General features: G+C 69.8%; 20 protein-coding genes. 8 read left to right on the top strand and 12 right to left on the bottom strand.

The genetic code is table 11. The annotated features are described in order from the left end of the window. The first annotated feature begins 185 nt into the window (after positions 1-185). From P3T34_RS39065 to P3T34_RS39055, 3 genes are all read left to right on the top strand, one after another. A complete protein-coding gene (locus P3T34_RS39065) occupies positions 186-1,928 on the top strand; it encodes a tyrosine-type recombinase/integrase (RefSeq protein WP_280671520.1) in 1,743 nt (580 codons plus the stop codon). Continuing rightward, on the top strand, positions 1,918-2,358 hold the full coding sequence (locus P3T34_RS39060) for a DUF6262 family protein (protein WP_280671518.1): 441 nt from the start codon (positions 1,918-1,920) through the stop codon (positions 2,356-2,358). The genes P3T34_RS39065 and P3T34_RS39060 overlap by 11 nt, the downstream gene beginning before the upstream one ends. Before the next feature lie 666 nt (positions 2,359-3,024). Then, positions 3,025-3,492, top strand: coding sequence for a transposase (locus tag P3T34_RS39055; RefSeq protein WP_280671516.1), 468 nt, complete (start codon positions 3,025-3,027; stop codon positions 3,490-3,492). Here P3T34_RS39055 and P3T34_RS39050 read toward each other — a convergent pair. Then, complete coding sequence (locus P3T34_RS39050) at positions 3,464-3,952, bottom strand: hypothetical protein (RefSeq protein ID WP_280671507.1); 489 nt, start codon at positions 3,950-3,952, stop codon at positions 3,464-3,466. The genes P3T34_RS39055 and P3T34_RS39050 overlap by 29 nt on opposite strands. A 506-nt stretch (positions 3,953-4,458) precedes the next feature. Between P3T34_RS39050 and P3T34_RS39045 the strand changes: the two genes are divergently transcribed. Both P3T34_RS39045 and P3T34_RS39040 read left to right on the top strand, forming a co-directional pair. Next, entirely contained in the window at positions 4,459-4,581 is a 123-nt protein-coding gene (locus P3T34_RS39045; protein ID WP_280671506.1) for a hypothetical protein, read from the top strand. 12 nt (positions 4,582-4,593) lie between these two features. Beyond that, positions 4,594-5,544 (top strand): replication-relaxation family protein, encoded by a 951-nt coding sequence (locus P3T34_RS39040; RefSeq protein WP_280671504.1) that lies wholly within the window; start codon positions 4,594-4,596, stop codon positions 5,542-5,544. Between the two features lie 223 nt (positions 5,545-5,767). Here P3T34_RS39040 and P3T34_RS39035 read toward each other — a convergent pair whose 3' ends face one another. The 3 genes from P3T34_RS39035 to P3T34_RS39025 form a co-directional block, all read right to left on the bottom strand. Further along, positions 5,768-6,490, bottom strand: a complete 723-nt coding sequence (locus tag P3T34_RS39035; RefSeq protein ID WP_280671502.1) for an MFS transporter — start codon at positions 6,488-6,490, stop codon at positions 5,768-5,770. Positions 6,491-6,609: 119 nt separating this feature from the next. Then, positions 6,610-7,068, bottom strand: a complete 459-nt coding sequence (locus tag P3T34_RS39030; protein WP_280671499.1) for a cupin domain-containing protein — start codon at positions 7,066-7,068, stop codon at positions 6,610-6,612. Positions 7,069-7,097: 29 nt separating this feature from the next. Further along, on the bottom strand, positions 7,098-7,511 hold the full coding sequence (locus tag P3T34_RS39025) for an ester cyclase (protein ID WP_280671497.1): 414 nt from the start codon (positions 7,509-7,511) through the stop codon (positions 7,098-7,100). A 120-nt stretch (positions 7,512-7,631) separates the two neighbouring features. On the opposite strand from P3T34_RS39025, the gene P3T34_RS39020 reads away from it, so the two are divergent. Continuing rightward, entirely contained in the window at positions 7,632-8,252 is a 621-nt protein-coding gene (locus P3T34_RS39020) for a helix-turn-helix domain-containing protein (protein ID WP_280671495.1), read from the top strand. A 46-nt stretch (positions 8,253-8,298) separates the two neighbouring features. Here P3T34_RS39020 and P3T34_RS39015 read toward each other — a convergent pair whose 3' ends face one another. After that, entirely contained in the window at positions 8,299-9,084 is a 786-nt protein-coding gene (locus P3T34_RS39015; protein WP_280671493.1) for an SDR family oxidoreductase, read from the bottom strand. A gap of 233 nt (positions 9,085-9,317) precedes the next feature. On the opposite strand from P3T34_RS39015, the gene P3T34_RS39010 reads away from it, so the two are divergent. After that, positions 9,318-10,232 (top strand): helix-turn-helix domain-containing protein, encoded by a 915-nt coding sequence (locus P3T34_RS39010; RefSeq protein WP_280671491.1) that lies wholly within the window; start codon positions 9,318-9,320, stop codon positions 10,230-10,232. A gap of 169 nt (positions 10,233-10,401) precedes the next feature. On the opposite strand, the gene P3T34_RS39005 is transcribed toward P3T34_RS39010, so the two are convergent. The 3 genes from P3T34_RS39005 to P3T34_RS38995 all read right to left on the bottom strand — a co-directional run bounded on the left by P3T34_RS39005 (position 10,402) and on the right by P3T34_RS38995 (position 13,586). Beyond that, positions 10,402-11,481, bottom strand: a complete 1,080-nt coding sequence (locus tag P3T34_RS39005; protein WP_280664185.1) for an IS3 family transposase — start codon at positions 11,479-11,481, stop codon at positions 10,402-10,404. 2 nt (positions 11,482-11,483) lie between these two features. Beyond that, positions 11,484-11,888, bottom strand: a complete 405-nt coding sequence (locus tag P3T34_RS39000; protein WP_280664184.1) for a hypothetical protein — start codon at positions 11,886-11,888, stop codon at positions 11,484-11,486. A 438-nt stretch (positions 11,889-12,326) separates the two neighbouring features. Continuing rightward, entirely contained in the window at positions 12,327-13,586 is a 1,260-nt protein-coding gene (locus P3T34_RS38995) for a hypothetical protein (protein ID WP_280671489.1), read from the bottom strand. 172 nt (positions 13,587-13,758) lie between these two features. Here P3T34_RS38995 and P3T34_RS38990 point away from each other — a divergent pair, with 172 nt between their 5' ends. Beyond that, positions 13,759-15,453 (top strand): IS1634 family transposase, encoded by a 1,695-nt coding sequence (locus P3T34_RS38990; RefSeq protein ID WP_280671487.1) that lies wholly within the window; start codon positions 13,759-13,761, stop codon positions 15,451-15,453. A 109-nt stretch (positions 15,454-15,562) separates the two neighbouring features. On the opposite strand, the gene P3T34_RS38985 is transcribed toward P3T34_RS38990, so the two are convergent. The 4 genes from P3T34_RS38985 to P3T34_RS38970 all read right to left on the bottom strand — a co-directional run bounded on the left by P3T34_RS38985 (position 15,563) and on the right by P3T34_RS38970 (position 18,725). Next, positions 15,563-15,838: a hypothetical protein gene (locus tag P3T34_RS38985; protein WP_280671485.1), complete on the bottom strand. Its 276-nt coding sequence runs from the start codon at positions 15,836-15,838 to the stop codon at positions 15,563-15,565. A gap of 308 nt (positions 15,839-16,146) precedes the next feature. Beyond that, entirely contained in the window at positions 16,147-17,052 is a 906-nt protein-coding gene (locus P3T34_RS38980; RefSeq protein ID WP_280671483.1) for an AraC family transcriptional regulator, read from the bottom strand. Positions 17,053-17,541: 489 nt separating this feature from the next. Further along, entirely contained in the window at positions 17,542-17,901 is a 360-nt protein-coding gene (locus tag P3T34_RS38975) for a hypothetical protein (protein ID WP_280671481.1), read from the bottom strand. 53 nt (positions 17,902-17,954) lie between these two features. Beyond that, positions 17,955-18,725 (bottom strand): phytanoyl-CoA dioxygenase family protein, encoded by a 771-nt coding sequence (locus P3T34_RS38970; protein WP_280671479.1) that lies wholly within the window; start codon positions 18,723-18,725, stop codon positions 17,955-17,957. Positions 18,726-18,773: the final 48 nt, after the last annotated feature.

Genomic DNA, 18,773 nt, shown 5'->3' with positions numbered 1-18,773 from the left:
ACGCGGGGCCAGGAACGGCTTGTGCGCCAAGCATCGCGACCGATGGACCCGTGCCGGCCAGCCCGACCTGGCGGCCTGGGATGCCCCTGACCTGGCCCCGAACGACACCGCAACGTCCGAGTGCCGTCTGCCGTTCTGCAACCTCTGGGTCGCCAACCCCACCACGCTCTTCTGCGCGGGTCACGATGACCGATGGCATCGGCACGGCCGGCCCGACCCCCGTCCGCTTCATCACCGACTGCGAACTGGTCGGAACCGCCAGCGTCGATCTTCGCGACCTGGCCCCACAGCTGAAACTGGAGATCCAGTACGCGTTGCAGTGCCGGCACGACGCCCGCTCCCGCACCGCCGCCCCTCGCCTGGTCATGCCGGCCGTGCGACGCGTCGAGGCGCTCGGGGTCACCTCGCTGCTGGACCTGTCGGAACAGCAGTGGCGCCAGGAAGCCGGGGCCCAGGCCGACGAGTCCGCTCTGTTCCTCCTCGATGCCCGTGATGCGCTGGAGGTCCTGCGGGACGGCACCGGCTGGGAGATCGAGTACCCCAGAGATGTGTGGCGGCTCCACAAACTGCCCGGCATCACCACCCCGGCCGGGCGGCCCTGCCCGCGAGCCCGGCTACGGTTCGACCGCATCTCCCAGCCCTGGCTCCGTGAGCTGGGCAAACGATGGACCAGGCTGCGGCTGGCGTCCGGGCTGAGCATCGGCGCGGCCCGCGCCGGGGTCGACGCGCTCATCTGCTTCGGCGGCTTTCTCACGTTCGCCGGCGTCGATGCGTTCGCGCAGGTCGACCGGCCGCTGCTGGAGCGCCACCTCGCCCACGTGATGTCACAGCCGGGCGGGCACGGCATGAAGAAGACGAGGATCGGCGCGCTCAACCTGTTCTTCCAGAACATCCGGCAGTACGGCTGGGAGGACACGCTGCCCGGCACCGCGGCCTTCTACGTCGGCGACGTCCCGCCGGTCCCCGAGCAAGTCGACCGCCGTCTCGCCGAGTACGTCATGGCCCAGGTCGAGTCGCCCGGCAACCTGGACCGCTGGCCCGACGCGGCGGGACGACTGGTCACGCTCATCCTCACCCGCTGTGGTCTGCGGATCTCCAGCGCTCTGGCCCTCGACTTCGACTGCCTCCTCCACGACGGCCAAAGCGCCCCCTACCTGCGCTACTTCAACACCAAGATGAGACGCGAGGCCGCCGTGCCCATCGACGAGGAACTCGAAGCAGCCGTGCGCGAGCAACAACACCGGGTGCTGGACCGTTGGCCGGACGGGACACCCTGTCTGTTCCCCCGCCAGCGCGCCAACGTCTCGGGCAACCTCCCGCTGTCGGACGGCACTTACCGACGGATGCTCGGCCGCTGGCTGGCAACCTGCGAGGTCCGTGACGAACACGGCCGACCGGTTCATCTGACCCCGCATCAGTGGCGGCACACGTTCGCATGCCGACTCATCAACCGGGACGTCCCGCAGGAGGTCGTCCGGGTTCTGCTGGATCACGACTCGCACAAGATGACCTCTCACTATGCCAAGATCACCGACCAGACGGTGCGGCGGCACTGGGAGCAGGCAACCAAGGTCAACATCAAGGGCGAGCGCGTCTCCCTCGCCCCCGACGGGCCCCTCGGGCAGGCCCAGTGGGCCAAGACCCGCTACGGCATCGCCACCCAGACCCTGCCCAACGGCTACTGCGGGCTGCCTGTTCAGAAGACCTGCCCGCACGCCAATGCTTGCCTGACCTGCCCGGTCTTCCTCACCGGGCCCGAGTTCCTGCCGGAGCTTCGCGAACAGCGCACCCGCACCCTGACACTGATCGACAACGCCAGGAGCTGCGGCCACACCCGCGTGACCGAGATGAACCAGCAGGTCGCCGACAACCTCGACCGCATGATCGACGAGCTGGAAGACGGCCAGGAGGCTGAGCATGCCGGCTGACAACTCCCACCTGATCGTCACCGCGGCCCGTCAAAGAGCCGCGGCGACCCGCCGACGCGCGGTCGCCGCGCTGCGGCGGATGGATGCCACCGGCGCCGCGATCACCTTCGAGACCGTCGCCCGCGGGGCGGGCGTCTCCCGGTCCTGGCTCTACAACCAGCCGGACCTGAGAGCCGAGATCGAACGCCTTCGGGCCCGGCACCGCCCCGTCCCCGCAACCCGGACGGTTCCCGACCGCCAACGCGCCTCCGAAGCTTCCTTGCTCCGCCGCCTGGAGGCCTCCACCGAGCGCAACCGGCAGCTGGAGGCAGAGAACCGCGAGCTCAGGCAGGCCCTGGCACTGGCGTTGGGCGAACGCCGCACGGCCGACGTCTGCGGCATCCGCGCCACCGCGAAGCCACCAGCTCCCCGGACGATCGGCCCGTGCTGAGAAGCTGAGGCACTGCCATCACGACCACACTGTTCCGGCAGCCGCACGAGAGCTCGGCAAGGATATGCGGTCGACGAACGGAGGCTGCTGCGGCACCATCCGGGAAAGTCCGAGGACGAGGAGCACGGTGATAACCCAGGGCGTGAAGATCACAACGCGATGCGAGGCCTGCGGCGGCGTGCTGATACTCGACACCGGCCAGTTCATCGAACGCGGGCGCCTGCGCTGGGGAACCGAGGGGAACTGCCAGGCCTGCCCCGTCGCCTGGTGCGAGCAAGGCAGCGGCGACGTGACTCCGGAGGAGACCCGCCAGGCCCTCTTGGCAGAACACGGCCCCGCCCGACTGCGGCTGATAGAGCCCCAGACGAGTGCAGTGCCCGTCCTTCGTGCACTTCGAGATGTTCACGGACTGTCACTGGCACAAGCACGGGCCATAACACAGGAGTTGAAGACCACTGGTCTCGTGGGCACCCTCGTCGAGATGGAACTCGTAGCAGCCCGGCTCCGACATCATTCCGTCGAATCGACAGTCGCGACATCGTCCAGCTGACTCTCTGAGCGACACGCCGGGCGACACACTTTCCGCAGCCGGAACAGCCTCCGAGTCTCCGCGTCGAGGACACCGTCCACATCGCATCGCCCCAGGTCAGGATCGTCCTTATCGCGATGGCTCAAGATAACGGGCGCAAGCGCCACATCGCCGTCGACACCCTGAGCCTGCTGCTGGTCGTGATGGTCACCGCAGCATCGGTCAGCGACCGCGACGCCGGCCGCGACCTGCTCCAGTATCTCCGCACCCGCCACCGAGGCATCACCCTGGTCTGGGCCGACGGCGGCTACACCGGCTGGCTGGTCGAATTCGCCTCCACCGTCCTGGCCCTGGCCCTGACCATCGTCAAGCGCCCCGACAACGTGCGCGGGTTCACCGTGCTGCCGCGCCGCTGGGTGGTCGAACGCAGCTTCGCCCACCTGATCCGGGCCCGGCGCCTGGCCCGCGACTACGAAAGCCGCACCGACAGCGCCGAGGCCATGGCCTGGTGGGCCGCGTCCATCACCGCCACCCGCCGCCTGGCCCGCCGAGGAGCTCCCGCTCCCCGACGCCGCGTCAGCCGCCCCACTGCGGCTGCGGCCTGAACAGCCCCGGCCGCTCCTCGCGCAGCCACCCGCGCTCCACCAGCCGCTTGGCGCGGAACCGAGCGGCCTGCTCCCGCGCGTCACTGGCTTGCCAACCGAGATGATCACGCATCCGCCGGGCCCGCACGCCCTCCCCGCCGCCGGCCGCGTCGTCCTCGACCAGCGCCACGATCGCCGCGCAGTCACCCGCCAGCACCAAACGATCCAACCCCGGCCTCCAGAACGGCACTTCGACCTTCGGTACGACTGCTTTCACAGCCCCCACCACCTCGATCTCCGCCACGACCGGCGCTGCGGCCAGGGCCTCGACGACCTCCTCGCGCGCGACCGCCGCACGCCGCGCGGCCTCCTCGGCCTCGGCCACTGCACCCCGAAGCCGCTCCAGCTCGGCGCGCAACTCCTCCGCCCGGGCCAGCGCGGCCCGTTCGCGCTCCTCCAGCAACCCCACCACCGACGGCATCCGCCACCTCCGACACAGTGAACGTGAACCCAGCGGATCCAGCCTGCCTCCCAGCGCCGACCACATGCCTGACCTGCGAAAACTTGACACTACGTCCGCTTTGGGAATCGCTTCTGACGAGCTGACCGCCCTGGACTCCTCCAGCAAGGGCTTCCTCGCCGCGATCGCCGAACAACTCAGAAAATACGAGGTGAGGTTCATCGGCATGACGCAGATGGCACTGCGCCTCTCGGCGGTGACCCGCCAAGCCCTGCTGCAGAACCAGTCGTTGTTGAGCACGTGCGCGGCCGACTACGACGAGGCCGCCTTCGTCGCACGCCGCTGGAACGGCCACGTCACCCCGGAAACGATCACCGAACTCCCCAAGTACCACTACGTCATGTCGATCAACCTCGACGGCCAGGACCACCCCGTTCCGGGTCCGCGGCCTACCCGTCGAGGAGGTCTTCGCCCACTACGACAACCCCGACGGCATCCCCGACCTCGATGCGGCCATCGACGCCAACATGCGCCGCCGACCGGTCGGCGAGATCCTCGCCGACCTCGAACAGCTCGACACCGAGATCCTCGTCCACCACCTGGGCCTACCCGCCGGCCACGGCGGCGACCCCACCACCACCCTCGACTGAAAGAGCACCGCGATGCCGTACCAGCACCCCGCACCCAAGGGCATCGGCGCGATCGGCCAGCAGGCCATGACCGTGCTCTACCAGCACCGCCTCGTCTCCACCGACCAGCTGCACCGCCTCATCACCCCGCACCACACCGGGCCCGAGTACCTGCGCCGCCAGCTCCACGTCCTACGCGACGCCGGCCTCGCCGACCGCGTCGGACGCCGAACCCACGGGCAGACCAGCCTGCTGTGGTGGCTCACCCCCAAGGGCGCCGAAGCCGTCGAAGCCGCCGACCTCCTCCCGGCCCGGCCATACCGCATGAGCCCGCAGGCCGCCGCAGGACCACTCCAGGAACACACCCTGGCCACGATCGAAACCGGCTGCGCCTTCGTCGCCTGGGCCCAGCGGCTGGGCCACGAGTGCGGACCGCTCGACTGGTCACCCGAAACCGCCCACCACTACCGCGACGACACCCGCCCCGGCGAGGACCTCGCTCTCATCCCCGACGCCGTCCTCAACTACGTCCACACCGACCAGGCCGCCCGCCGGCGCGCCCTGCTGACCTTCTTCGTCGAACTCGACCGCACCACCATGACCATCGCCCGCCTCGCCCAGAAACTGCACGCCTACGCCCGCTACCGCCAGTACATCCCGCAGCCGCCCGGGCCTCGCACCACCCGCACCCCCGTCCGCAGCGCCGCCGCGGTCCCGGCCTGGCGCAGCCGCTACCCCGCCTTCCCCCGGCTGCTCCTGATCCTCACCGGCGCCGAACCGGCCCGCCTGCAGCGGCGCATCGCCGACCTGCGCAGCCTCGCCGCCAGCGACCCGCTCCTGACGGCCAGTGCGATCCGCATCGGCGCCACCACCCTCGACCAGCTACGTGAGCGCGGCCCCTTCGCCGCGATCTTCGTCCCCGTCCTCAGCGCGGACGGGCCGGTCGACGCCTGGCTGCGCCCGCAGAGCGCCACCCCGGCCTGATCCTGACCGCAGTGCTCTGCGGCACCATCGGGAAGCCTGGCTGACGGTTTATCAGCTGTCTCGGCGGAGCTGATAGCGCAGCCCAGGCGCCCTCTGCAGATCAAGCCGGAACGACGTTGCGGACTGCACCGACCTTGGTCGCGGGGACGGCTGGCGGCGGCGGACCTGCACGGGTGGCCCAGCGGGGAAACGATGGGGCACTTGACATGGCCTTACGACGGCATCACGCGGGTGCGCCTCCGCGTAGCCGGGGCGCGCTGCTCGGCGCGGTCACGGGGTCGGTCACGGGGTCGGTCGCCGGGAAGCGGGTGGCGACCCGTGCGGCGGTGGCGGTGGCGTGGCGGGTGGTGGTCACCAGGCCTATCGCCGCGATCAGCACGCCGCTTGCGGCGAGGATCCACCAGCCCGGGTGGCTGGCGGTGGCGAATCCGGCGTGGCCCGGGGCGCGGGTGCGCGCGGTGACGATCGCGCCCAGGACTGCGACGCCGAGGTTGTTGCCGACCTGGCGGCCGGTGGTGGTGATCGCGGCGGAGACGCCGGCCTGGGCGCGTGGCATGCCGGCCACGGCGGTGCTGGTGATCGGTGCGTTGACGAGGCCGAATCCAGTCCCGAGCAGCGCGTAGGCGGCGATCAGGATCACCCATGGCGTGGTCGGGGTGAGCGTGGTCAGCGTCAGCGCCGCGGCGGCGATCAGCAGGCCGGCGGCGACCAGCGGCGGGCGTGGGCCGCGCGCGGCGGTCAGGCGCCCGGACAGCGGTGAGGCGAGCGCGGTGGCGGCGGCCATGGGGAGGGTCAGCAGGCCGGCATGCAAGGCGCTGCAGCCGCGCACGTCCTGCAGGTACAGGGTGTTGAGGAACAGGAAGCCGGACAGCACGAGGAACGCCGTGACGGCGGCGACGAAGGAACCGGTGAACGGGACCGAGCGGAAGAACACCGGGTCGACCAACGGCTGTTCGCGGCGTCGTTCGTAGCCGGGCAGCGCCGCGGCCGCGACCGCGGACAGGACGAGTGGTGCTCACGGCATTCTCCTTGATCATTGTTGGGGCGGGTAGCCGGTGGGGGCGTTCAGGCGAAGTCGGTGGCCGGTTCGGTGGCGTACCGGCCCATCGCCTCGATCGTCACCTCGGGGGTGAGCGGCCGGCCGTTGGCGATCATGTCGCGCAGATCCCGGAAGTAGTTGACGTACAGGTCCGGGGTGAACGTGTTGAGCAGGACCGTGACGCCGTCGGTCGGGTTGGCGAAGGTGTGCGGGGCGCCGGGCGGGATCATGACCAGCGTCCCGGCGGGCGCGTCGTACACGCTCTCGCCGACGGTGAAGCGGGCCGCGCCGGACACCACGTAGAAGCCTTCGTCGTGCCGGGCGTGCCGGTGCTGCGGCGGTCCGTCGGTGTGCGGGGCGAGCGTGATCTCCCCGACGCCCAGGCGGTGCCCGGTTGTGCTGCCGTCCTCGAGGATCCGCATCCGGGTCGGGCCGAGCTGGATCGACTCACCGGCGTCCGGGCCGACCACTGAGACGTCTGCCATCTGAACCTCCAACGTAGAGAGTGCCATCGTTACAGGGCGCCGGTCTGGCGCAGCAGGGTCACCGCGTCGGCGACGGCCCAGTGCTCGAAGAACTGGCCGTCCCGGTAGCGGACCAGGTCCATCGCTCCGAACTCGACCCGGTTGCCGGACGGCGGAATGCCGAACCATGCTCCGGTGTGCCTGCCGCGGAACAGCTTGTGGGTGGCCACGAGATCTCCGTCCGCGATGCAGTGCAGCACCTCGACCCGCAGGTCGGAGAAGGCCTCGTGCAGGGCCGCCATGGTCTCGTGCACCCCCTGGCGGTCGTCGCGCTGCCCCGGCTCGACGGTGTGGTTGCGGAAGTCGGGATGGAAGAGCTCGTCGATCAGGTCGAGCCGGCCCTTCTCTTGCACCTGCTCGACGAAGTACCGCATGCGGTCGGTGGAGGACTCCTGTCCGCTCACGCCGCCACCACCTCTCTGGTTCGAATCGGTTCCCACGGGCCGCGATCCGGCCCGTGGGAATGGTGCGCCGCGGCGCGAACCGCGGTCCACGAAGATGCGGAAACTGCAAAACTGTCGGCCATGGCAACCGTCTCGGTGATCCCCCAGCGCCACCAGATCGCGCAACTGCTCCCGGAGATCGGCTCCCGGCTGCGTGTGCTGCGTCAGGCCGCCGGCCTGACGCTGCATCAGGTGGCCGCTCTGACCGGCATCGGCGCCTCCACGCTCTCGCGTCTGGAAGGCGGGCAACGCCGGCCCTCGCTCGACCTGCTGGTCCCGCTCGCCGCCGTCTACCGGACCCCTGTGGAGGAGCTGGTCGCGGTGGTGGAGCACGCGGGCGAGCCGCCGGTCGTGCACTCGCCGCAGCGACGCCGTGGCATCGCGGCGCAACGGCTCTCCCACCACACGGGCGGAATCCAGGTGTACCGGCTCGTCCTGCCCCCGCACGAGACGCCCGACCAGCGCCGCCACGAGGGCCACGCATGGATGTGTGTCCTGGTCGGGCAGGTCCAGCTCGTCCTGGCCGACACCCGGATCGCTCTCGGCCCCGGCGACGCGGCCGAACTGGACACCCGGACCCCCCACTGGTTCGGCGCAGCAGGCGAGGAGCTGGCCGAAGTGCTCTACCTGGCAGGCGGAGACGGACTGCGGGTACGCCTGCAGGCCCGTGCGACAGGCCGTCCGGTCGCCCCGCCCACCTAACGGGATGGAGCGCGGCGCGACTTCGGTCGGAATCCCGTCCTCGCGGTCATGCTTCGAGCCGGTAGAGGTCGCTCTGCCCGTCCGAGGCGGTCAGTCCGCCGTCCACGGGGATGTGCACTCCGTTGAGGTACCCGGCGTCGCGGCCGGCGAGGAACGCGATGACGGCGGCGACCTCGGCCGGTTCGGCCGGCCTGCCCATCGGCACGCGCTCCGTGAAGCGCTTGTGCAGCGCGGTCCCCTCGGCGAGCATGTCGCGCAGGAACCGGCTGCTGAGCGTCACGCCGGGGTGGACGGCGTTGACCCGGATCTCCCGTCCGTGGTCCAGTGCCATCGAGTTGGTGAGGTTGACCAGTGCGCCCTTGGTCATGTTGTAGGCGGCCTGGTTCCATTCACCGCGGAGTGCTGCGACCGATCCGACGTTGACGATGCATCCGCGCACCGCGCGCAGGTGGGGCAGCGCCGCCCGTGAGGTGAAGAAGGTGCCGTCGATGTTGGTACGCACCATGGTCCGGTAGCTGTCCACGTCGATCTGGTCGACGGTGCCCGGAACCGCGACCCCCGCGTTGTTGACCAGCACGTCCAGGCGTCCGAACCTCTCGGCCACACCGTCCATTGCCGCGGTGACGGCGGCGAGATCCGAGACGTCCACCACCCACGGGTGCAGCTCCGCACCCGTGGGGCCCTGCTCGGCGGTGTGCTGGAGGGTCGCTCCCGTGCGGCCCACGAGCACCACGGTGTACCCGTCGGCGGCGAACCGGTGCGCGGTCGCAGCTCCGATGCCCGTACCGGCGCCCGTGATGACGGCGACGGGGGCGGGACTCTGTTGGCTCACGAGATGCTCCTCCTGGGTAAGTGCTGGGCCGGAGCGGGAGGTTGCCCCCGCACTCGAAGCCTAGGAACATCGGCACAGCACAGGCTTGAACCACAGCGCCAACCGAGCAGAACATCGGCGCCAGACGGCGTCGGAGCGACCAAGGCAGGGGGCGACCGGCGATGCACAGCACTGGAGCGGAGGCCAACGGGGCAGACGGGGCACCCTCCGCGGATTCCGCACCCTCGGACAGCGTGCCACGAGCATTCGACGCCTTCCGCAGCGGCTGGGAGACGGAGATCGGCGACGGCTTCCCACTGCCGACCTTCAGCCCGGCCACGACCCGCGACTTCCGGGTCAAAAGCCGCGCCACCAAGGTCGGCGACGTGGCCATCACCGATCTCCACGGTGCCTCGGCCATCCGGACCGAGGGCCCGCTGGGCGGAGTCGAGGACCAGGTCCGGCTGTACGTCGTGCGGCGCGGCTCCTGGTCACTGGGGGCGCCGCTGGCCCGCAGCGAACAGACCGTGGCAGCCGGGCAGTTCCTCATCCGCCACATCGGCCGGCCCCTGCACTTCGAGACGGTTCCGGACACGACGGCGAAAGTCCTCGTCCTGCCCGCCGCCCTGCTGAAACCACTGCTTGGGACGCGGCAGAGCGTCAGCGGACCGGCAGACTGCGCCGAGGTGCGCCTACTGGTGGCCCACTCGAACATGATCTACGAAACGGTCGCCGACCTCGGACCGGCCGGAGTGCAGGCCGCCCACAGCACCCTCATCGAGCTGGCCAAGGCGGTGGCCAGGCGCCGGGTCGACGACGCGGAACCCCAGCTGGCCCCCGCGCTCGCCCAGGCCGCGAAGGACCTGGCGGACAGCCACCTGGCCGACCCCGAGCTCTCCGGTGCGATGCTGGCCCGTGAACTCAACGTCTCCGTCCGCAACCTGCAGCGCGCGTTCGCCGCGGCCGGAGAGTCGGTGACCTCCTACATCCGCCAGCGGCGGCTGGAAGAAGCCCGACTCGCCCTCACCGCACCCTCCGATCGGCTGAGCGTCTCGGAACTCGCCGCACACTGGCAGTTCGCCGACAGCAGCCACTTCATCCGCGCCTTCAAGAAGCACTACGGACGCACACCCACCGACTACGCCCGCTCGACCACACCGGGAACCTGACACCTGCACAGCGCACCATGCCCGAACGGAGCACGGGCCCACTGGCGGCGGAGCCCCGAGTGAGGCCAGCTGAAGGTGAGTTCTGGCTCCAGTGGCCGAGTCGCATGCTGGCGTTGAAGCAATCGGTCGGTCCGGAACCTGTCAACGTGATCAAGGCAGGTGATCGTGCCTAACTTTGGGTCTGCAACTCCTTCTCGTCGGTCTCGTCGTCGGCGGGCCTGTTGATCCAGGCATGCTCGGGTATGGCCGGTGGTTCGGGGTGCTTGCGGACGAACCGCTCGGGGTGCTGGTTGTAGGCGTCGGTGAGGACCTTGGCCCGGAGTTCGCGGACGAGGTCGGCTTCGCCGTGGTGGACGTCGTAGGGAGTGTGATAGCCGATGCCGCTGTGCCGGTGGTCGAGGTGGTACCAGTCGAAGAACTCAGCGCACCACTGACGGGCGTGGGGCAGGGAAAGGAACCGGTCCGGGTAGTTGGGCCGATACTTGATCGTCTTGTACTGGGCCTCCGAGTAAGGGTTGTCGTTGGAGACCTTCGGCCTGGAGTGCGACTTCGTGACACCCAGGTCGGCCATCAGGACCGCGACGGACTTGGCGGTCTGGATCGCTCCCCGGTCCGAATGGATCGTCAACTCACCCCTGTCAACGCCCTGTTTGCCGACGGTGTCCTCGATGAAGTGCCTCGCGAGGTCCTCGCTCTCGCACGTGGTGACCATCCAGCCCACCGTGTAGCGGGAGTAGATGTCGATCATCGTGTAGAGGAAATAGAAGACCCGCTTGTCCGGACCTCGCAGCTTGGTCACGTCCCACGACCACACCCGGTTCGGCGCGCAGGCCATCAACTCGGGTTTCTTGCGCGGCGGGTGAGTGGCCTGCCGACGCCGCTCACGGACCTCGCCGCGCTCACGAAGGATCCGGTACATCGTCGACTCCGAGCACAGGTACACGCCCTCGTCCAGCAGCGTTGCGTAGACCTCGGCCGGTGCCGTGTCCTTGAACCGCTCGCCGTTGAGCTTGGCCACCACCGTCTCCCGCTCGGCGGGCGACAGCGCCTTCGGATGCGGCCGGCGCTCGCGCGCGGGCCTCGGCAGAGGCGGTGATTTGCGATGATGGCGATACCAGGTCGCCCGGTTGACGCCCAGCGCCGCGCAGGCCCGCACCCGCCCGACCACGCCGGACAGCTTCTCCAGGGCAGACGTGCGAGCGTCCTCGAAAACCGTTCCGGCCGTCCCTGTCAGACGGCGCCCGGCCATGGCTACTTCGTCTCGCCGTTGTCCGTCGCGCTGCCCGTGGCGAGCTGGTCCAGCAGCGCGGAGAGTTTTCCCTGCACCTCGATCACGGTGCGGGCGTTGCCCAACTCCTTCTCCAGTCGGGCAACTTCATTCCTGAGCTTGGCGATCTCCTTGTCGCGGGGGTCGGCCTTCGGCCTGCCCGCCGGTGCGGCCAGTGCCGTCGCGGCCCCGGTGTCGCGCTGCGACTTCCACGCCGCGATCAGCGACGAGTACAGGCCCTCCCGGCGCAACAGCGCGCCCTTGCCCTGCTTGTCCAGCCGCTCGTACTCGGCCAGGATCCTCTGCTTGTACGCCGCCGAGAACCGGCGGTTCGTCGAACGTGGTTCCACCTGCGGATTCGGGACCCCGTGGTCGTCGGTGCTGGCCACCTGGGACTACTCCTTCTCCGCCCTCGACTCAATGAATCATCCAGTATGCCTGACTTGTCTCACTTTGCCAGAGAGGGGTCGGCGCACGGTGGCACAGGCACTGGAGTCGGCGCTGCCGGCCCAGCGGAGACGCCGACCTCCACTGCGTCCTCGAAACACGCACTCCAGACGGCTCCTGCGTGCCCCTCAGGCATGAAGATCACGATCTACGACTGTAGTACTGGCCGCTCTGGGCGTGTCTTTGGCGTGGGCGCACATGGGGCGCGTATCTGGTTGTGACCAGTCTGTGGATCCACCGTCGCGGCAGGGCCTGGTCCGGTAGATCCTCCTGCATGACACGCACGCAACTGACTGACGCGGAGTGGGAGTTCATTGAGCCTTACTGCCTATCGTGATCGGCACGTTGCTGACGCTGGGTGGCGGGGCCTGCTGCGGTGCTCATCCAAGCTCCCAGTGGGCCAAGGCGAGGAGCTGCGCGCCGGGGCGTCCGGCGCGCAGCAGGGTCGCGGTCCAGCGGTCGATGGTCGGTCGTCCGAGGGTGTCCCAGTCGGCGATCAGGCGAGTCAGACGGTCGGCCATCTCGTGAGTCCGCGGGTTGTGATCGCTGAGCAGGAGGGCGCCGCGTAGGACGCGCACCGCGTGGCTGCGGTCCCGGGTGACCAGCGCGCAACCGTTGCCGCTCTCGTCGGAGATGGGGACCTTGGTCGTGCGGCGGTCCTGGGTGGCCAGGTACATCCACAGGTCGTAGTAGGCGTCATGGGAGAGATCGTCTGGGACCGTGCCGCAGCGGTCATGGGTGAACGGCGGAACTGGCAGATCGTCGAGATGTCGGCCCGGGTGGAGAAGCCCTACCGCCACAGCGCGGCGGGCTGCTGCGATGGGACGGGCCCTCAGACCGCGGGGACCGGTAGTGATCCGGGCCAGGATCTCGAGCCCGCGGAAGCCGATCGGGCCGACGATATAGCCGCCCGGCGCAAGCTGCCCGATCCAGGCGGGCGGGACCCCTGCGATCGCGCAGGTGGTGATGATCCGGTCCAACGGCTCGTTGGAACGGGCGAGATAGCCGTCCTGTTGCTGGACGCTGACCAGTCGCCGAAGTCCAGCGCAGTCGACCGCAGCACGGGCTCGGTACGAGGTCGACCCGTCGACGTCAACGGTGAGCACCGTGGTTCCGGTAACGGCGGCCATAATGCATGCGGTCCGGCCGTCGCCTGCCGTCCCGATCTCCATGACCCTGAGGCCGGCCTTCAGGTCAGCGGCTCTCAGTACCTCGATCGCATCGCCGTGCACGCGTACCGGGGGTACGGGCGCGTAGTCCTGGTGCGGATCGGTCGGATCGCCGCCAGAGCGGCGCCAGAGGCGCTCAGCCGCGTACGCGAGGTCCTCGCCATGGAAGGGGCGTGACCGATCACGGAACAACCATCTTTTCCGGGAATGGAATTGATCAGCGGCTCGCCCCGCCATCGGCCATTGCGGTACATCAACTGCGGAGAAGGGTGGCAGCCCCACCTGTCCGGCCGACGCAGGGTCGGTCCGCATGAACTCGCCTGCTGCGAGCCACCCCACAGCGTCACCGGGCCCGCGCGGCCTGGTGGATTCGTCGCGGCCATTGACGTTGCCCAACCGAGGCCGCTCGACCGTCACTGACAACTGTCCTCGCTCGATGGGCGCGTAGAGGTAGCCCAGGCGCTCGGCCACGGTGCGCGCGCCGGACCCTGAGTTCCGCAGTTCGTGGGCACGTACAGGTCTGCCGGGCGGTGTCGGTGCAGGTCACGGTGTTGCCCGTGACGTTGGGTCAGCGAAACGTGTGGGCACACGTTTTCTGAAGTGAGGGTTGAATCCTCCTGGGGTGATCGTTCATGCTGTGGGCATGTACTTGCGGACCACTCAGCGGAAGAAGAAGGACGGGACGGCGGTCCGCTACGTGCAGCTCGCGCACAACCACCGCGTGGGCGGCAGCACTCAGGCCGAGGTGCTGCACAACTTCGGCCGCGAGGACCAGCTCGACACCGACGGTCTGCGCCGCCTGGTCACTTCGATCAACCGCTACCTCGGCGAGGGCGGTGACGCGGCGGCACCGGCGGTCGGCGGCGGCCTGCAGGTGACCGGCTCGCGTCCCCTGGGAGCGGTCTGGCTACTGCAGGGCCTGTGGCGGCAGTTGGACATCGACGCCGCACTCACGAAGATCCTGGGTCCGCGCCGGTTCCGCACCGACGTCGAGCGCGTGCTGTTCGCCCTGGTCGCCAACCGCGCCGTCGCCCCGGCCTCGAAGCTGTCGGCCGCCGAGTGGGCCGGCCGCGACGCGGCGATACCGGGCCTGCAGGCGATGGACGAGGACCAGGCCTACCGGGCGATGGACCTGCTGGTGGAGGCCGACGCCCAGGCCGAGGTCCAGGAAGCGGTGTTCTTCGCGGTCGCGAACCTCCTCAACCTCGAAGTCGACCTGCTGTTCTTCGACACCACCAACACCTACTTCGAACGCGACGAGCCCGACGCGGGTGAGAACCCGTTTCGCACATACGGCAAGAGCAAGGACCACCGCGACGACCTGCCGCAGATCACCATCGGACTGGCCGTCACCAAGGAGGGCGTGCCGGTTCGCTGCTGGTGCTGGCCCGGTGGCACCAGCGACCAGGCGATCCTGCCGCAGGTCAAAGACGACATGCGCGACTGGAAGCTGGGACGGGTGATCACCGTGGTGGACCGCGGCTTCTCCAGCGCGGACAACCTGGCCTACCTCACCCGCGCCGGCGGCCACTTCATCGCCGGGATGCGCATGCGCGACGGCAACGACCTCGCCGAGGCCGCCCTCGCCCGCCAGGGCCGCTACCAGAGCGTCCGCGACAACCTGCGGGTCAAGGAGGTCAAGCTCGACCAGGCCCCTGGCCGACGCTTCGTCATCTGCCACAACCCCGCCCAGGAGGAACGCGACCGCCACCACCGCGAGGAGGCGATCACCCGCATCGAGGCCGAACTGGAGCGCATCCGCACCCAGCGCGAACGCGACGCCAAACGCCTGACCACCGCCAAGGCCCGCGAGCGCGCGGAGGCCACGCACGTGCGCGCCGAATGCGCCCTGATCGAACACCCCACCTTGAAGCGGTGGTTGAGGACGTCGAAGAGCGGACGCCTGGCGATCGACCGCGCCAAGGTCAAGGCTGAGGGGCGGCTGGACGGCAAGTACCTGCTGACCAGCTCCGACCCGCACCTGACCGCCGAGGAGATCGCGGTCGGCTACAAGGCGCTCCTGGAAGCGGAGCGCGGATTTCGCGACCTCAAGACGGTGCTGGAACTGCGGCCGGTCTTCCACCGCCTCGAACACCGCATCCGCGCGCACGTGCTGCTCTGCTGGCTCGCCCTACTGCTGATCCGCGTCGCCGAACGCCGCACCGGCCAGACCTGGAACCGGATCAGCACCGAACTGGGCCGCGTCCACGAGGTCACCCTCACCGGCGACGCCGGACAGCTGACCCAGACCACCCCGCTCACCAGCGAGCAGGCCACGATCTACCGCGACTGCGGCATCAAACCACCACCCCGGATCACCGCAGCAGACCCCGCCTGACCAGCCACAACGCAACCGCGTGGGCACACGCCCACCCGGCCACGTTCCGCATGTTCCCGCAGCTCAGACCCCATATCGGACGCCTCCGCATGCCTACCAACTGCGGAAGTCAGGTGCCGGTGACGGCGGCGACTTCCTGAGCCAGGGCTGTCGCGTAGTCGGTCAGGCCGAGGCCGCCCGGATAGACGATCCGGCTGGACGCAGTCACGGTAGCCGGCGCGCCGGTGGCGACGGCGGTCTTGGGCGCGGGGATGACCACGCCGGCCCCGGCGCGCGCGGTGGCCGCCGCCGTCCCGGCCGGCAGCAGCGCCGCGGCCTGGAGCACGGTGATCAAGGCCGCCGGGGCGGCGATCGCCGCGATGCGTCGTCTGGTGAGCAGGTGCACTGCACTCTCCTGTCTGGTGGCGTGCGAGGGTTGCGATCCCGCGGCGCCGGTTTCCGGATCCCGCGCCTGCCTGGCCCAGGGCCAGGAGCAGTCAGCGGTTGAAGCTCAGGGCGTGGCGGCAGTCGAGGATGTGGCCCTGCGGCGCCGTCAGGTGCTGTTGCCGTGGGAGTGGTTCAGGGGGCCAGGCCGCAGCGCGTTGATGCCACGGCGCCGGTACGGCCGAGCGTGGCGTTGGCGGCGGGTGGTCATGCGCCGAGGCTAGGGACGGTACTGCGGCTTCGCGTTCCCGTTCCTCCGCCGTAAGTTGACTATGGTTCGCGGTGATCGCGGAAGGTTGTTCTGCAAACCGTGGGTGAGATGCCGTGGTAGCGGCGGAAGATCGTGGCGAACCGCTGCGAAGATGAGAACCCCAGCGTGTGAGCGACGGCCGTGACCGGCACCGCCGGGTCTCTTTGCAGCCAGTCGCGGGCGTACTCGGTCTTGCGGCGCAGCAGGTAGTCCTTGGGAGTGGTGCCGGTCGCGGTGCGGAACGCCTCGTAGAAGTGGCTCGTGGACAGCCCGGCCATGTCGGCGAGCTCGGCGGGGGTGACCGGGTCGGCGATGTGGTCTTCGATCCAGGCCAGCACGGGGACGATGCGGTGATGCGGCCAGGTCGCCGGCGGTGATCCGGTGTGAGTGAACGCCCGGGTGGCCTCCAGTACCGCTGCGGCGACGGTGTGCCGCAGCAACGCCTCGGTGGTCCAGTCGCGCTCGCCGCCGGCCAGGGCCAGGGCCCGCTCCAGGCTGTCGCGGACAGGGTCCGCCCCCGGGGCCATGAGCGGCCCCGGGACCATGAGCGCCTCCAGCGCCCGGTGGAGATCGTCCTGGCCGGGCAGCGTCGGGGCGTTGGTCCGGGCGATGAGCCAGATCAGCTCGCCGCGGGGCTCGGCGGTCAGGCCCGTGTGGTAGGCGGCGCCAGGCGGAACGCGGATGGCCTGGCCGGGGCGCACCCGATGGACCTCACCGTCGACGTCGAAGGCGAACATGCCGCGAACCGGCACGGCCAGTACCAGCAGGGTGCGGTGGCGCTCCGGCGGCCGTGCGGCATGGGCATACAGGTACCGGTAGCGGCCCAGGGCCAGCATCGGGCCCAGACCGAGCCCGGCCAGATCCACCACGGTGCGTTCGGCGGTCTGGCCCAGGTCCACCTCGTCGTTGAACGGCGGTGCCGTCATGGTCGTTCTCCCGCCCCGGGTCAGCAGACCCCGATCGTGCCATGGCACCACCGGTCGCGACAGCCGCCGTTGAACCGGCCCGCTGGCCGGCACCTGCGGAGCGATCGTCGCGCCGCCGGGATCAACGGCGTTGGGCCAGCCAGGCCGGTCCAAAACGGCGCTGCCCGTTCCGAGCCTCCGCATCACCCGGCCGGCACGGTCCAACACGGCCACCGCTGCCGACAACTCGCTTACCACGAGCGTGTCATGACGCCACGCCAGGGCGCTGGGCCTGCGCAGGCCCTCGGCGAACGTCCGCACCAGTCACCCCTGCGGACCCCGAACCACCACCCGGTCGTTCTCCCGATCCGCCAAGAGCACCTGGCCGCCATCGCGCACCATCGCGTGCAGGCAGCGAAAGGCACCGTTCCGACTGGCCGGAGCCGCCCCGAGATACTCCCCGGCGGTGCTGTGGCGGTGGACCAGCCCCGCGCCGTAACCGTCGCTCACCTAGATCGGACCCCAGTCCGGCAACGGCAGCACAGCGGTCGGCTCGAACCGTCGACCGTCATAGATCCGCAACGGGGGCAACGCGAGCTCCTCTTCGATCGTGCCGTCCAGACCCAGCGCCACCACCCGTCCGTGCCCCGGCGCATACCAGTGCCAATAGCCGCCGGACGGATCGGGGCGAGGCGCGGAGGCCGTGTCGGCGATCCACAGCAGTTCCCGTCCGCCCTCACCGAACCCCGACGTGACCCCGTGCGCGGTGATGACCGGCGTGGTGTGCTCGGCGATCAGCTCTCCGCCGGCGTCGGCGATTCGCAGGACGCTGTTCCCGGGGTCGAACGTCGCCAGACGGCCATCGGCCACGGCAGCGATACCGCGGTGCGCCCACGACGGGCGCTCCAAAGCCCTGGACACCGTCACCGCGCGTCCGCGTTGCGCACGGCCCGCACATTGCTCCGCAGACCATGGTCCATCCCCTTCTCCCGCTCCAACTTGACCATGGCGGCCGGACGGAAGTTCAGGACGTACGCGCGGCGGTGCCCGCCGGTGGTGTTGCCGCGGGAATAGTGCAGCGTCCCACCGCCGTGCGCGGCGGCATAGCCGGGGGCCAACGGCACCGGTGCTGCGCCCGGTTCGTCCTCCGAGCACTCGCACTCGATCGCGCCGCCGCCGGCACCGGCCGGCCAGTGCGGACGGATCAGGGTCTGGTGCGAGCCGCGGACGTACCACATGCAGCCGTTGTCCAACGTCGCCTCATCCAGCGCGACCCAGATGGACACGGCCCGGGTGTCCGGCAGTCCGACCCAGTAGGCGACGTCCTGGTGCCAGGGCGTCGGCACCGCGGTGTGCGGTGCCTTGTCGATCAGCATGTCGAAGTCCAGGATCACGTCCTCGCCCATCAACTCCCGGGCCTGCGCAAGAGAGCGCCGGTGCAGCGGAAGCTCGAGCAGCGCCGGAAACAGCGCGGAGGGCCACATGATCTGCGTGATGTTCTCGGAGGCGGTGCTGCGGGCACTGCCGGCACCGAGGTCCGAGCGCTTGTCACCGCAGTCGATCTCACCATTGAGGAAGCGGTCGTAGATCTCCCGGTACGCGTCGACCTCGGTCAGCGACAGCAGCTCGCCCAAAGCGGCATAGCCGTCCTGGCGGAAGGACGTGGTTCGCACGGAAACGGGGCGTGTGGTCATGCGCTCACGCTAGGACGGCGCGAGGCATCCGGCGTTCCCACTCCACCG

Origin of the sequence: Kitasatospora sp. MAP12-44, from assembly GCF_029892095.1 — a bacterium.
Taxonomy (GTDB): Bacteria; Actinomycetota; Actinomycetes; order Streptomycetales; family Streptomycetaceae; genus Kitasatospora.
This window is presented reverse-complemented; position numbering and strand designations above follow the sequence as displayed.